This window comes from Streptomyces sp. NPDC001904 (assembly GCF_040297005.1).
Classification (GTDB): Bacteria; Actinomycetota; Actinomycetes; order Streptomycetales; family Streptomycetaceae; genus Streptomyces.
This window is the reverse complement of sequence record NZ_JBEOYI010000025.1, coordinates 92,788-106,705: the sequence shown is the minus strand read 5'-3', so window position 1 is coordinate 106,705 and position 13,918 is coordinate 92,788. Positions and strand designations below refer to the sequence as shown.

Genomic DNA, 13,918 nt, shown 5'->3' with positions numbered 1-13,918 from the left:
TGTCGTACACGCGATCCGGTCGGGACCGGCGCGGGAGGAATCAGCCGGTGTAGGCCTCCAGTTCGGAGAGCTGACCGGCCGGCCAGCCGGTGTTCGCGGTGATGGTGACGCGCACGTAGCGGGTCTGGGTGCCGGGCAGGGTGACGGTCGCGGTGTTGCCGCCGGCGGGATTGAAGGTGTAGCCCGCGGAGGACTTCAGGGTGGTGAAGGTGGTGTTGTCGGTGCTGCCCTGCACAGAAAGGGTCTGGGTGCGGGTGCCCCAGGCGTCGGCCGGGGGCAGCTTGAGCACGAGGCGCTTGACGGCCTTGGCGGATCCGAGGTCGACGGTCAGCGACTGCGGGAAGGAGTTGTTGGCGCTCTCCCAGTAGCTGCTGGCGTTTCCGTCGACGGTGTTGGAGGCCCGGTAGACGTCGACGTTGCTGGTCGCGCTCGTCGGGCGGCCCTTGGCGAGGTTCACGGACGGGTCGTCGGTGGGCGGCTCGGTCGTCGGCGGGGGAGTCGTCGGGGGTGTGGTGGGAGGCTGGGTGCCGCCGCCGGGCACGCCGTTGTTGGTCCACTGCGGGGCGGGCCAGTTGCCGGTGCAGGCGGGCGGGTCGGCGTACCAGCCGCTGTTGCCGGCGCCGCGGGTGATCTGGAAGCCGGCGCCGACGCAGTTGTGGAGCGGGTTGCTCTGGGCGATGTTCGTGGCGGTGACGTTCGTGAAGGTCGCGGTGCCCGGCGCCTGGACCTGCAGCGCGTAGGTGCCCGCGCCGTCGATCCGGATGTTGGTGAAGCGCAGGCCGCGGGTCGCGCCCTCGATGTGCATGATGGCGGCGTACGAGCTGTCGAGGATCTCGCTGTCGCGGATGTCGATGTCCGCGTCGAGGGTCTCGTTGAGGCCGCTGAACCAGATGGCGCCGACGCCGAACTGCCAGTTGTAATCGTTGTTGCCGGCCCGGATGAGGGTGTTGCGGGCGGCGGTGATGGTGCCGGAGACCTGGGTGCCGCGGCCGGAGTTGACGCCGGGGTAGCGGTTGGCGATGTGCAGGCCGCCGCCGTTGGTGACGGTGTCCGCCATGACGTTGTCGGACAGGGTGATGTCCTTGCCGCCGTAGGTGACGATGTTGTTCGCCAGGATGGGCAGGACGACGGTGTTGAAGGTGAACTTGTTCTTCACGTTCGCCGTGTTCTCGGCCCACATCGCCAGTCCGTCGTCACCGGTGTTGCGCACGAAGGTGTTGGTGACGGTGGAGTTGGTGACGCCCATGTGGAAGTTCACGCCGTCGGCGGTCTGGTCCAGGATGCGGCTGTTCTTGATGGTGAAGTTGTCCATCGGGCCGTCCATCCAGGCCCCGCACTTGGTGTGCTGCATCCACACGTTGTCGACCGTGGAGTTCGACAGGGCGCCGCCGATGGCGTTGACCTGGTCGTCGTCGACGCGCTCACGGATGTCACCGATGATCGCGAAGTCCTTCAGGACGACGTTCTTGCTGCCGCCCTGGGCCGCGTACTTGCCGTAGACGCCGACGGCCTTGGAGCGGTCGGAGGGGTCGCGGCCGGTCAGGACGCTGTACCAGGGTCCCGCCCCGGCCAGGGTGACCTGGTCGACGACGATGTGGTCGCGGACCTCGAAGGTGCCTTGCGGGATGTAGACGGTCCGGTTCTGGGCCTGGCCCGCGGCGACCGCGGCCCGGATCTTCGCGGTCGAGTCCGTGGCGCCGGTCGGGTCGGCGCCGAAGTCGCTCACGACGTCGATCGCCCCGGACGGCTTGCCGATCGGGGCGCCGACCTGCTCGAAGTCGGCGAGGTCGATGGTGAACGTCGGTGACTGGCTCACCGAGGAGACCTGGAGGCGGATCTTCGTGCCGATCGGCAGCGTGGAGCCCAGCAGGGTCCGGGTCTCGTCGTAGAAGTGGTGCGGGTTGGTGTCGCCCGGGTTGTTGTTGAACGGGTAACCGCCGTAGTACCAGCCGTACTTGGAGGTGACGGGCACGCTCTTGAGCTGGTTGCCGTTGACCTTGACATCGAGGGCGGCGTCCCGGCCGGTGCCGGCGGCGTTGTCGGGCAGCGAGTAGCGGAACGACATCGCGTTCGCCGGCGCGGTCAGCGTGAACTCGACGTACTCGCCCACCGCGTCCAGCGTCACGGCCTGCCGCCCCGACGCCTCGGAGGGCAGCTTGCCGTAGAGCCGGTCCGGACCGATCAGCGTGCCGTTGGTGGCCGCGTACTCGGCCTCCTGCTCCTTGAAGGGGACCGTGGCACCGCGGCCGGAGATGCCGACCGGGGAGGGGGCGGGGACCCCGGCCGCGACGGCGCTGGGCGCCGCCAGGGCCACGGCCACGACCGTACCGACGGCCGCGAGGGTCAGGGACAGCGAGGCGGATATCGCCCGCCGCATGGATCTGCGTCTGAGGGGAGGAGGCGCTGGGGTCATGGCGTGTCCTTCGGGCGGCTCGGCGGTGGGGGTCGCGAGCAGGCTAGGAGCGGCCGACGCAGAAAGTCCATGAGTGTGCGCAAGAATTTGAGATTCCCCCGCAAAAAATAGATCCTCAACATCTGTCGCGGGGGACCGGCGCGGAGAGGACACGCTCCGGCGGGTGTTGCGCACCGGAGAGTCCGCGCGGGGGTGCTGCGCTTCAGGACGTCACGGCAGTCCCGGCTGTCGTGCACGACGTCCAGGACGGTCACTCTCCGCCCCGCCCCCACCACTCCACTCACCATCGGGGCGACGTGCGCGATTTGACGTCCCTCTGACACTGCCTGACGCGCAGCACACCTTTCTGTACCGCGCCTGTAGCGGCGCGCGAGGATTCCGCCGGGCCCGTGTTGAAGAGTGGGGCCGCGCGACGGAAGGCTTGTGGAGCGGGCCCGGCACCGGGATCGCGTCCGGTGACGTTCGGGGGAGGGGCCCTGTGTGCGAACTGCTCGGCGACCGTCGGGAAGCGCCGCCCCGCGCCCCACGCGAGACGCCCCTCCTGCCCCTCGGTGCCCGCGAGACGCATCTGTGGACCCTGAGCCTCCCCGGAGCCGGACCGGAACCGCCGAGTCAGGTCCTGGCGGAACTGGACCGGCGCGAACGGGACCGGGCTGCCGCGTTCCTGCGCTCCCGCGACCGGATCCGCTACGTGGCCGCGCACGTCGCGCTGCGCCGCGTACTGGCGCTCTACCTCGGCCTGACGCCAGGGGCCGTCCGCTTCGGCCGGGCCGCGTGCCGGCGCTGCTCGGGGCCGCACGGACGGCCAGAGGTACGTGACGCCGTGGGCGCGCCGCACTTCTCGCTGTCGCACAGTGGAGACCTGGCGACCGTGGCCGTGGCGAGAGTGCCGGTCGGCGTCGACGTCCAGACCGTTCCCTCACCCGGCGCCACGGACCTGAACGTGCAGCGGCTGCACCCGTGCGAGCGGAACGAGGTCGCCGAACTCCCGCCGGCGGAGCGGCCAAGGGCCTTCGCCCGGGTGTGGTCCCGCAAGGAGGCGTACCTGAAAGGGCTCGGCGTCGGCCTGTCCCGCAGGCTCGACGCCGACTACCTCGGCGGCCACGGCGACTCGGCCGACGGCGAGTGGCTCGTACGCGATCTGCCGGGCGAGGCCCTGGGCGGCGCCGAGGTCCGGGACGCCGTCGCGGCCCTCGCCGTGCGCACGCGACAGGACCACCGGGTGACGCTGCGCACGGTTCCCGGACGGGCGATCCGGGCGCCGGGCCCGATGGCGGCGACGGAACCGCACCACGCGGTGGACCTCAACACGGCCGAGCGGCCGGCATGAGACGGGGAGCGGGCATGCGCGGAGCCACCACGGCCGGGACGATGTCCGCGGGCGTACGGGCCGTCACGCTCGACTCCGCGGACGGTCCGCTGTCCGCACTGCTCTGCGAACCGCAGGCGGGGCCGCCCCGCGCCACCGTCGTCGCCCTGCACGGCGGCGGCACGGGCGCGGGCTACTTCGACAGCACGGCCCATCCCGACCTGTCGCTGCTCACCCTCGGGGCCCGACTGGGCTGCACCGTTCTCGCCCTCGACCGGCCCGGCTACGGTCGGTCCGCCGCACGCCATCCACAGGGCAGGAGCCTCGCCGAACAGACGGTGGCGGTCCGTTCGGCGATCGAGGAGTTCGCCGCCGGTCACGACACCGGAGCGGGCGTACTGCTGCTCGGCCACTCCTACGGCGGCAAGCTCGCCCTGAGCCTCACCGCCACGTCCACCCCGGATCCCGTGATCGCCGTGGACGTGTCGGGGTGCGGACGCCGCCCCGCGGTCGACCTGAACGATCCGGCGGGTACTCCCCGCGGACTGCGCGCACGGCGCCTCAACTGGGGGCCCGCGCGGCTCTACCCGCCCGGCGCCGTCACGTCGAGCGCCCACCTGCTGACGCCCATGCCGCCCCGCGAGGCGGCGGGCGTGGCGGACTGGGAGCGGCGCAGCGAAACCCTGCTGCCCCGGATCCGGGTACCGGTCCGGATGACGTTCGCCGAGTACGAGGCGTGGTGGCGGCACACCGACGAGGACCTGGCCGATCTCCGCGCCCGGCTGACCGGCGCGCCCCGCGTCGTCCTGGACCGGCTCCCGGGAGCCGGTCACAACATCAGCCTCGGCCTGGCCGCCCGCACCTACCACCTGCGGGCCCTCGCCTTCCTGGAGGAATCGCTGCGCAGGGGCTCCGGTACGGGCCCGTCGCCCGAGCCGGTCGGGGGCGCGGTTCCGGGGGTCCGGCCGTGACGGTGATGTCGACCGCCGCCCGGTCGGTGGCGTCGCTGCGGTCCCGTAACTTCCGGCTCTTCGTCATCGGCCAGATCGTGTCGGCGGCGGGCACCTGGATGATGGTCGTCTCGCAGGACTGGCTCGTCCTCGGCATGACCGACGACTCCAGCACGGCTCTCGGGACGGTGACCGCCCTTCAGTTCACGCCCGTGCTGCTGCTGACCCTTCAGGGTGGCCGGCTCGCCGACCGGTTCGACAAGCGCAGGCTGCTGACGGTCACCAACGTGGCGTCGGGTGCCCTGGCCCTGATCCTCGCCGTTCTGGTGCTCACGGGCTCGGCCCGCTTGTGGGCCGTGTACGGGTTCGCGTTCGCCCTCGGCCTGGTGAACGCCGTCGAGATCCCGACCCGGATGTCCTTCGTGGGCGAGCTGGTCGGCCCCGAACTCCTGCCGAACGCCTCGGCGTTGAGCGCCGCGTACTTCAACGTCGCCCGGATCGTGGGCCCGGCCGGAGCGGGACTGCTCATCAGCGTCGTCGGTACGGGCTGGGTGATGCTCCTGAACGCGGGCAGCTATCTGGCGACGGTGGTGGCACTGCGGCTGATGGACCCGGCCCGCATCCGGCGTGCCGCGCGCGGGCCGGACAAGGCGGGGGTGCGCGACGGGCTGCGCCATGTGACGCGCCGCGCCGATCTCCTCGTTCCGTTCGCGCTGGTGGCGGCGGTGGCGGTGTTCGGCATGAACTTCCAGCTCACGCTGCCCCTCCTGGCGAAGACCGTGTTCCACGCCGACGCCTCGTCCTTCGGCCTGGTCACCGCCGCCTTCGCCGCCGGCTCGCTGGCGGCGGCGTTCTCGGGGACCCTGAGGCGCGGCCGGCCCTCGCAGCGGCTGGTGATCGGATCGGCCGCGGTGTTCGGAGCGGCGGAGGCCCTGACCGGCTGGGCGCCCACCTACCCGTCCGCGATCGCCCTGCTGTTCCTGACCGGTTTCACCACCACCCACTTCGCCCAGGCCGCCAACCATCGCATCCAGCTGGGCAGCGACCCGCGCTACCGAGGACGTGTCCTGGGCCTGTACACGCTGATCCTGCAAGGCTCGACACCGGTGGGCGCGCTGCTCGTGGCACGGCTCAGCGAACTGGCGGGCGCACGCTCGGGATTCGTCGCCGGGGGCCTGCTGTCGCTGGGCGCGGCCACCGTGGCGGCCGTGTTCGTGGCCGCACGGGGGCGCGTCCGGGCCATACCGCCCTTACGCCTCCCCGAACCTGAACCCCACTCCGCGCACGGTGACGATGAGCCCCGGCCGCCCGATCTTGGACCGGAGCGTGCTGACGTGCGTGTCGAGCGTGCGCCCTGAACCGGGTCCCGATCCGGCGCGAACCGCGCCGCCGCCCCAGATGTCCGCGATGAGCCCGGCCCGCGCGTGCACCGTCCCCGGCTCGGACGCCAACCGGTGCAGCAGCTCGAACTCCTTGCGCGTCAGCCGGACCGCCCGGCCGCCGAAGCACACGTCCCCGGTCGTCGAGTCCAGCCGCAACCGCCCCCGCCGCAGCGCGGAACTCCGCGTCCGCGTACGGCCGGACCCGGCCCGGCGCAGCACGGCCTCGGCGCGGGCCACCAGCTCGCGCGGATCGTCCCGGTGGGTGGCGCAGTCGTCGGCGCCCGCCCGCAGGAACAGGATCCGGTCGAGCGTCCGGCCGGGCTCGGTGAACGCGATGACGGGCAGGCCGCCCGAAGCACGTACCCTCCGGCACACCTCGATGCCGTCCATGTCGGGCAACTGGGTGTCCATCAGCAGCAGATCGAACGCCTCGTGCACGGCCAGCGCCTCGGCGCCGGTACCGCAGACGCGGGCGTGCCAGCCGTACCGGCGCAACTGCGCGGCCAGCGCCGTGCGCGTACCGGCGTCGGCCACGGCCACCAGCACGCCGCGCGGAGGGCCCGTCCGGGGGCGGACGGGCCCCGCGGCGCCGGAGGCACCGAGGGCGAGCTGAAACCCGACACCCCGCACCGTGCGGATCCACTCGCTGTGCCCCAACTTGCCGCGCAGCGAGCTGACATGGGTGTCGAGTGTGCGCGAGGTCCGGCTCCCGGCCCCCTCGTCCCCCGTCCAGACCTCCCGCATGAGGTGCCGCCGGGCGACCACCGAACCGGGGTGCAGGGCGAGACAGTGCAGCAGGTCGAACTCCTTGCGGGTCAGCACCACCGAGGCCCCCGCCACCCGCACCTCACGGGCGCCGGTGTCGATGTGCAGGGGGCCGAGCGTCATCGGGCCTTCCGGCGGCTGCACGGCCGGGCGGGAGCCGGGTCGACGGGCCAACGCCTCGATCCGGGCGAGGAGTTCCTGGAACGGGCAGGGCCGGTCGAGGCAGGTGTCGGCTCCGGCGCGCAGCGCGAGGACCCGCTCGATCCCGGCCGCGCCGTCGGTGAGCGCGACGACCGGCACCGGCGTCGCCTCCCGGATCCGTCGGCAGACCTCCAGCCCGTCCAGGTCCGGCAGCCGCAGGTCGAGCAGGACCAGATCCGTCTCCCGGCAGGCCGCGAGGGCGGCGCGCCCGGTGCCGACGACGACGGCCCGGTGCCCGGCGCGCCGCAGATCGGCCACCGGCGACCAGCCGGCCGCCCGCGAGCCCTCCACCACCAGGATGTGCACCTCGGTCTCCTCTCACCGGGTCCCGGCCCGGCCCGGCACGGCGTCCAGCAGGGTGCGGGTGTACGGGTGGGAGGGCGCGGCGAACACCTCGCCGGTCGGCCCCGACTCCACCAGCCGCCCCGACCGCAGGACGGCGACCCGGTGGGCGATCCGGCGCACCACGGCCAGGTCGTGCGAGACGAACAGATACGCCACACCGGTCTCCGCCTGGAGCGCGGCCAGCAGGTCGAGGATCTGCGCCTGCACCGCGACGTCCAGCGCCGACACCGGCTCGTCGCAGATCACCAGCTCGGGGGAGAGGGCCAGCGCCCGGGCGATCGCCACGCGCTGCCGCTGCCCGCCGGAGAGCTCGGCGGGCCGACGGCCCAGCACCTCCGCGGGCAGGGCGACCTGGTCGATCAGCGTACGCACCCGGTCCGCCCTGGACACACGGTCGCCCACCTGGAAGGCGCGCAGAGGTTCGGCCACGATGTCGGCGATGTCCTGGCGCGGATCCAGGGAGGCGTACGGATTCTGGTGGATCAGCTGGACGCGTCGGCGCAGTGCGCGCAGCCTGCTGCCGGTGGCGCCGGTGATGTCGTCGCCGTCGACCCGGATCCGGCCGGCGGTCGGCGCGAGCAGCCGCAGGACGAGCCGGGCCGTCGTCGTCTTGCCGGAGCCCGACTCACCGACCAGCGCCAGGGTCTCGCCGCGGCGCAGCGTCAGTCCGACGTCGTCGACGGCACGCACGGTCCGAGGGCCGGTGCCGGAGCGGGGCAGCGGAAAGTCCTTGGTGAGGTGCTCGACCTCCAGCAGCGGCGCCCCGCCGTCCGCGACGGGCGGTGCCGGCGCCAGGGTGGGCCGGTCGTCCAGCCGGGGCGTGGCGTCCAGGAGCCGGCGCGTACGGGCGGCGGCCGGTGCGCTCAGCACCCGCGCGGTCGGGCCCTGTTCGACGATGCGCCCGTCCGCCATGACGGCGATCCGGTCGGCCCGGTCGGCGGCGACGCCGAGATCGTGCGTGACGAGCAGCACCGCCGTTCCGGAGTCCCGGGCCAGGGAGCGCAGATGGTCGAGGATGCCCTGCTGCACGGTGACGTCGAGGGCACTGGTGGGCTCGTCCGCGACGATCAGGCGAGGGCCCGCCGCCATCGCGATCGCGATGAGGACGCGCTGCCGCATCCCGCCCGACAACTCGTGGGGGCGGCGCCGCGCCTGGGTGCGCGGTTCGGGCAGCCCGACCAGGTCCAGCAGTTCGACGGCCCGCTCGCGGGCGTCGCGCCGGGACGCGAGCCGGTGGATGCGCAGCACCTCGGCGACCTGCGTCCCCACGCGCTGCACCGGATTGAGGGAGACCGCGGGATCCTGCGGCACCAGCCCGATGCCGGCGCCGCGCACCGTCCGCAGCTCCCGCTCCGCAAGACCGGTCAGCTCGCGCCCGCCGAACGTGATCCGCCCGCCGTCGACGCGGCCGCCGGGCGGCAGCAGCCCGGTGATCGCGTGTGCCGTACTGCTCTTGCCCGACCCGGACTCGCCGACGAGCGCGACGATCTCCCCGGCCGCGATGTCGAGGTCCACGCCCCGCGCGGCCGTCACCCGGCCGGCGCGGGTGCGGTAGGAGACCGTCAGGGCGCGCACGGACAGCAGGGCCGGGTCCGGTCGCTTCTCGTCGTGCCGGTCCGCCGCGGTCATCGGCTCTCCTCCCATTCGCCGCCCAGTGCACGGGAGATGCGGTGCGTGGACAGCACGAACGCGGCGACGACGAGACCGGCGATCGTCGACAGCCACCACGCGTCGGACAGATAGTCGCGGCCGTCGGCGACGAGGGTGCCCCACTCGGGAGCGGGCGGCGGTGCTCCGTAACCGAGGAAGCTCAGCGACGCCACGGACAGGACGGCCGTGCCGAGGTCGAGGACGGCCAGCACGACCACCGGCCCGGCCGCGTTCGGCACCACATGGCGGGCCAGGACGGAGTACCACCGGGCGCCGCCGAGCCGCGCCGCCTCCACGTACTCGGTGTGCCGCACCCGCAGCACCTCCGCGCGGGTGACCCGGGCGAACCCGGCGACCCCCGCCACCCCGACCGCCAGCGCCACCGGCACCGTGCCCCGGCCGAGCGCCGTCACCACCGCGAGGGACAGGAACAGCCCCGGCACGGCGAGGAGTACGTCGACGATCCGCATCAGCACGCTCTCGACCAGCCCCCCGGCGAATCCGGCGACGAGCCCGAGCCCACCGCCCACGACGAACGCGAGGCCCACGGCGATCAGCGTCGCGCGCAGGGAGACACCCGCACCGTGCACCACCCGCGCGAACAGGTCACGGCCCAGCTCGTCCGTGCCGAACAGGTGCGTTGCGCTGGGCGGTTGGAGCATCTCCGCGGGCGTCCCGCGCAACGGGTCACGGCCGCTGAAGAGACCGGGCCAGAACGCGGCGACCACCAGTGCCGCCACGACGAGGAGAGCCAGCACGAGCCCCGGCCGGCGCACCAGGAAGCGCAGCAGACGCACCCGGCTCGCCGCACGCGCGCGCCGGGCGAGCGGCGGCTGAGGCAGCAGCAGTTGCTCCGGAACGGTCGCCGTCCCGGTGTCCTGACTCATGCGGGGCTCCTTCGCACGGAGACGGCGATGCGCCGGTCGAGCAGCGGGTACACCAGGTCGACCAGCAGATTGACGAGGACGAAGACCAGCGCGCCGAACACCACGACGCCCTGGACCACCGGCACGTCCTGGACGGTGACGGCGTCCGTGGTGACCCGGCCCAGACCGTGCCGGGAGAAGACGTTCTCGACGACGACCGCGTTGGCCGTCAGCTGCCCCGCGAGCACCCCGACCACCGTGAGCGCGGGCAGTGACGCGTTGCGCAGCGCGTGGTGGAACTGCACCCGCCACCGTCCCGCGCCCTTGCCCCGGGCGGTGCGCACGTACGCCGTGTCCAGTTCGGTGAGCAGGCTCTTGGAGAGCACCTGCGCCACGAGGACCGCCGCCGGAAGCGCCAGCGTGACGGCGGGCAGCACGAGCCCGGCCGGGCCGCCGTCCCCGAACGCGGGGAACAGCGGGACCCGGAACGCGAACAGCTGGACGAGCATCAGGCCGACCCAGAACGACGGCAGGCTGATGCCCACGGCGGGCACGGAGAGCAGCAGACCGCGCAGCCTGCGTCGGCGTACAGAGGTCGCGGCCAGCGCGAGCCCACCGCCGAGGAGCACCGCCAACGGCAGTGCCACACAGGTCAGTTGGAGTGTCGGAGGCAGCGCGTCCGCGAGGATGTCCGTCACCGGACGCCCGGAGGCGAGGGAGTTGCCGAAGTCGCCGTGCAGCGCCCGGCCGAGCGAGGTCGCGTACCGGACCAGGACCGGCTCGTCGAAGCCGTACTCCGTCCGCAGCTCGTCGAGCCGCCGCTGGTCCACGGGGCCGGAGTCCGTCCCGGTTCCCGCCATCGCCGCGACCGGATCGCCCGGCAGCAGGTCCAGCAGGAAGAAGGTCAGCGTGTACGCCCCCCAGAGCACGCCGAGCGTCTGCACCAGACGCCAGGCCACGTACCGTCCCATCTCGTCCTCTCCACGTGTTCCGTACGTTCGCGGTCCCGGCCGGCGTCTCAGCGCTTCCACGTGTCGTGCAGCTGTACGCCGCCGGACGCGCCGACGGTCAGGCCGTGCACCCTGCGGGAGGCGCCGATCAGGGTCTCCTGGTCGACGATCGGCACGACGTACGCCTGACGGACGATCAACTTCTGTGCCTCGGAGACGAATCCGTCGCGGGCTGCGGGGTCGAGGGTGGCCGCCTGGCGGTCGAGCAGGGGGTCGAGTCCGGTGCCGTCGGGGAGCCGGTAGGAGTTCACGAGGTGCGTCGAGTAGAGGGTGCGCAGGGCGTCGGGGTCGGCGCGGGTGAGGTCACCGCCCCACAGGGCGTCGTACTTGCCCGCCCGCAGGGTCTCCGGGAACTGGGGCACCTGGAGCTGGCGGACGGTCAGCTCGATGCCCACGTCCTTCAACTGCTGCTGCACCAGTTCGAGCGCGGTGCGCTGGGCCCCCGCCGTGCTGAACGACACCACGGTCAGGCTCAGCCGCTGCCCGCCCTTGCGGCGGATGCCGTCGCCTCCCTCGCGCCAGCCCGCCTCGTCCAGCAGGGACTTCGCCCGCGCGGGGGCGAAGGCGAGATCGGTTCCCAGGTCCACGTGGCCCGGTGTCGTACGGGACAGCACGCTCGTCGCGGGCCGGGTACCGGAGGGGAAGACGGCCTTGCTGATCTCCTGGCGGTCGACCGCGATCTGCACCGCCCGGCGCACGCGGGCGTCCCGGGTGAGCGGACGGCCGTTGTTGAAGCCCAGGTTGAGCACGACGCCCGGGTTGGCCCGCCGCACGACGGTCGATCCCGACCGGCGCAGGGCGGCCTCGTCCTGCCGACGGATGCCGCCGATCACATCGACCTGCCCGGAGCCCAGGCTGCCGGTGCGCACGCCCGGTTCGGCGACGACGTCGAACGTCACGGTGTCGAGGTAGGCGGCGCCCTTCTTCGCCCACCGTGCCGGGCCCCAGTCGTACGCGGCCCGCTTCTTCAGCACGAGGGTCTGGTTGGGGCGGTAGCGCGAGACCGTGAACGGGCCCGAGCCGTGCACGCCGTCCGTGCACCGCTGCTGCGGAGTGCGGACGGTGTCGGCGGGTGACACCAGCCCGAGCGCGGGCGTCGAAGTGGCCTGGAGGAACTGGGCGTTGGGCCGGTCGAAGACGACCTCGACCGTGTGCGGGTCGACTACCTCGGCCCGGCGGTACCCGGCCAGATGGCCCTGGGCGAGGATGGCGAGGCCGCCGAGCCCGGGTATCGCGTCGAAGTTCTTCTTCACCGCGGCCGCGTCCACCGGGGCTCCGTCGCTGAACGTGGCACCGGGACGCAGCCGGAAGGTGAAGGTCCGCGCGTCGTCGCTCACCTTCCAGCTCCGGGCGAGCCAGGGTCCGATACGGCCCGTGGACGGGTCCTGGTCGGTGAGCGTGTCGACGGTCTGCCGCAGCGCGTACAGGGTGTCGCTGCTGCCGACCTGCTGCGGGTCCAGGCACCCGGCGTCGGTGCCCACGGCGAAGGTCAGGTTCCCGCCCGGCCGCGGCGGACCGGCATCGCCTTTCTGGCTGGCCGATCCGGCGCCGCCGCACGCGGCGGCACAGGCCAGGGTGGTGAGGGACAGGGCGGGGATCCAGAACATGCGGGCAGGCCGGGATCTCAACGTCTTCACGGACGCAACTCCATGCGGAAGGGGCGCCGCGCCGACACGGCGGCAGCGCACGGGAGAAGGGAAGTGCCAGGGGTCGTCACCGCGGAAGGAAGGCCGGGACGAGGACAGGGGGACCGGTCAGCCGGCGGGACACACCGCGCTGCTGACGCGCGCCAGATCGATGTGACGCCGTGAGACGAGGAGACGGGTGGCCGTGGCGGGCGCACCCGGGAGGGCGGGAAGACACGACTTCCGCATGGTGGGTGAACCTCCTGCCTGCGGATGCCGGACCGCCGAATGCCGGGAACCATACAGAGATCCCGGGAACCCGGTCAATAGTGTCCCGGGCGAATTCACGTTCGCGCGACAATTCCTCAACAGTTCGCCGCCGGAGGGATGCCGGGCAGGGCCGTGTCATCATGAGCGAGAAACAGCCGCACATGATCCGGAAGGAATGAAGTGACGTCATCGAACGATGATCTCCTCGCCACCATCGCCGCGGAGCGGGAGATTTACCGGACCTTCTACAAGTTCTTCAGGCTGGTGGACACCAACCGGTACGAGCAGCTGGTCGAATGCTTCACGAAGGACGCGCTGATCGAGTACGACGTGATGCCGGGACCGACCCAGCGGTTCCACGGGCGTGACGAGTTCACGGCCTTCATGTCCCGGAGCCTGCCGTGGAAGCGCGAACCCACCGTCGCCCACGTGCTCGGGCAGACCATCGTCGACTGGAACGACGGAAAACCCCAGGTCCAGGCCTATGCGACCGTCTGGCACTGGAGCGCGACCCGTACCCCCGAAGGCCACCACCGGCCCGCCGACTGGACCGTGGTGGGTCTGGTGGAGGACGACTTCGAGCAGGAGGACGGCCGCTGGCTGATCAGCCGGCGTCGCGTCGCGCCGGTCGCCGGACTCGTCGCCGCGGGGAGGGGGCCGATGTAACGACGCACCGGTGCCGCCGCATTGCGGCGCACTGGTCTGCTTTTACCTGTCACCTATGTCTGTGCAAACCCGCTGCCGCCGCCACCGATCATCTGTCACCGATGTTCCCGAATAACTGTCACCGATGTATCCGGAACATTCCGCGGGCGGCCGGCGTGTTTCACATACAGAGATGGCAATTCGGCCCCTGACGCGTTTCCCGTTGTGGTAACCCTCACGTTTCAGCAGTCGGATCCGGTCCCGTTCGATGGTTTTCGGACAGCGCCGTAAAGCCGGTGCGACCGGACTCCGGAAACGGTTCGAGAACTGGTGGAGCCCTCGGGCGAACGGATGTCCCCGGGGCCCGCCCCGCTCCTCCCGGCCACCGGACCGTGGCAGAAATGAGCCGTTACCGACCGGTCGGCCGTTTCACACGGCAGCAATGTCAGGAGTGTACGGTCGGGACGAACCAGCCCGGCCCGCCTTG

Annotated in this window: 11 protein-coding genes; 4 read left to right on the top strand and 7 right to left on the bottom strand. The window is 72.4% G+C overall.

Annotation, left to right across the window (positions count from 1 at the left end; genetic code table 11):
- Positions 1 to 40: 40 nt before the first annotated feature.
- Positions 41 to 2,377, bottom strand: coding sequence for a galactose-binding domain-containing protein (locus tag ABT127_RS31250; protein WP_502971811.1), 2,337 nt, complete (start codon positions 2,375 to 2,377; stop codon positions 41 to 43).
- A gap of 514 nt (positions 2,378 to 2,891) precedes the next feature.
- On the opposite strand from ABT127_RS31250, the gene ABT127_RS31245 reads away from it, so the two are divergent.
- From ABT127_RS31245 to ABT127_RS31235, 3 genes are read left to right on the top strand one after another with little or no spacing between them, the layout of a single operon-like run.
- Positions 2,892 to 3,743: a 4'-phosphopantetheinyl transferase family protein gene (locus ABT127_RS31245; RefSeq protein ID WP_351457313.1), complete on the top strand. Its 852-nt coding sequence runs from the start codon at positions 2,892 to 2,894 to the stop codon at positions 3,741 to 3,743.
- Positions 3,744 to 3,757: 14 nt separating this feature from the next.
- On the top strand, positions 3,758 to 4,693 hold the full coding sequence (locus ABT127_RS31240) for an alpha/beta hydrolase (protein ID WP_351457310.1): 936 nt from the start codon (positions 3,758 to 3,760) through the stop codon (positions 4,691 to 4,693).
- Between the two features lie 5 nt (positions 4,694 to 4,698).
- Positions 4,699 to 6,030, top strand: coding sequence for an MFS transporter (locus tag ABT127_RS31235; protein WP_351457368.1), 1,332 nt, complete (start codon positions 4,699 to 4,701; stop codon positions 6,028 to 6,030).
- Here the strand turns inward: ABT127_RS31235 and ABT127_RS31230 are convergent.
- The 6 genes from ABT127_RS31230 to ABT127_RS31205 all read right to left on the bottom strand — a co-directional run bounded on the left by ABT127_RS31230 (position 5,923) and on the right by ABT127_RS31205 (position 12,765).
- Positions 5,923 to 7,326: a response regulator transcription factor gene (locus ABT127_RS31230; RefSeq protein ID WP_351457307.1), complete on the bottom strand. Its 1,404-nt coding sequence runs from the start codon at positions 7,324 to 7,326 to the stop codon at positions 5,923 to 5,925. The genes ABT127_RS31235 and ABT127_RS31230 overlap by 108 nt on opposite strands.
- A 12-nt stretch (positions 7,327 to 7,338) precedes the next feature.
- Entirely contained in the window at positions 7,339 to 8,994 is a 1,656-nt protein-coding gene (locus tag ABT127_RS31225) for a dipeptide ABC transporter ATP-binding protein (protein WP_351457304.1), read from the bottom strand.
- Entirely contained in the window at positions 8,991 to 9,902 is a 912-nt protein-coding gene (locus ABT127_RS31220) for an ABC transporter permease (protein WP_351457301.1), read from the bottom strand. Before ABT127_RS31220 ends, ABT127_RS31225 begins: the two co-directional genes overlap by 4 nt.
- Positions 9,899 to 10,852: an ABC transporter permease gene (locus tag ABT127_RS31215; RefSeq protein ID WP_351457298.1), complete on the bottom strand. Its 954-nt coding sequence runs from the start codon at positions 10,850 to 10,852 to the stop codon at positions 9,899 to 9,901. The genes ABT127_RS31220 and ABT127_RS31215 overlap by 4 nt, the downstream gene beginning before the upstream one ends.
- A 47-nt stretch (positions 10,853 to 10,899) precedes the next feature.
- Positions 10,900 to 12,528 carry an ABC transporter substrate-binding protein gene (locus ABT127_RS31210; RefSeq protein WP_351457295.1) on the bottom strand — a complete coding sequence of 543 codons (1,629 nt, stop codon included), beginning with the start codon at positions 12,526 to 12,528 and terminating at the stop codon, positions 10,900 to 10,902.
- 117 nt (positions 12,529 to 12,645) lie between these two features.
- Entirely contained in the window at positions 12,646 to 12,765 is a 120-nt protein-coding gene (locus ABT127_RS31205) for a putative leader peptide (RefSeq protein WP_351457293.1), read from the bottom strand.
- A gap of 201 nt (positions 12,766 to 12,966) precedes the next feature.
- Here ABT127_RS31205 and ABT127_RS31200 point away from each other — a divergent pair, with 201 nt between their 5' ends.
- Positions 12,967 to 13,452, top strand: a complete 486-nt coding sequence (locus ABT127_RS31200; RefSeq protein ID WP_351457290.1) for a nuclear transport factor 2 family protein — start codon at positions 12,967 to 12,969, stop codon at positions 13,450 to 13,452.
- Positions 13,453 to 13,918 lie beyond the last annotated feature (466 nt).

What these genes read in the sequence shown, in the direction of transcription:
- ABT127_RS31215 (WP_351457298.1), bottom strand. Translation starts at nt 10,852, where the DNA reads ATGGGACGGTACGTGGCCTGGCGTCTGGTGCAGACGCTCGGCGTGCTC.
- ABT127_RS31205 (WP_351457293.1), bottom strand. Translation starts at nt 12,765, where the DNA reads ATGCGGAAGTCGTGTCTTCCCGCCCTCCCGGGTGCGCCCGCCACGGCC.
- ABT127_RS31220 (WP_351457301.1), bottom strand. Translation starts at nt 9,902, where the DNA reads ATGAGTCAGGACACCGGGACGGCGACCGTTCCGGAGCAACTGCTGCTG.
- ABT127_RS31240 (WP_351457310.1), top strand. Translation starts at nt 3,758, where the DNA reads ATGCGCGGAGCCACCACGGCCGGGACGATGTCCGCGGGCGTACGGGCC.
- ABT127_RS31235 (WP_351457368.1), top strand. Translation starts at nt 4,699, where the DNA reads ATGTCGACCGCCGCCCGGTCGGTGGCGTCGCTGCGGTCCCGTAACTTC.
- ABT127_RS31250 (WP_502971811.1), bottom strand. Translation starts at nt 2,377, where the DNA reads ATGCGGCGGGCGATATCCGCCTCGCTGTCCCTGACCCTCGCGGCCGTC.
- ABT127_RS31225 (WP_351457304.1), bottom strand. Translation starts at nt 8,994, where the DNA reads ATGACCGCGGCGGACCGGCACGACGAGAAGCGACCGGACCCGGCCCTG.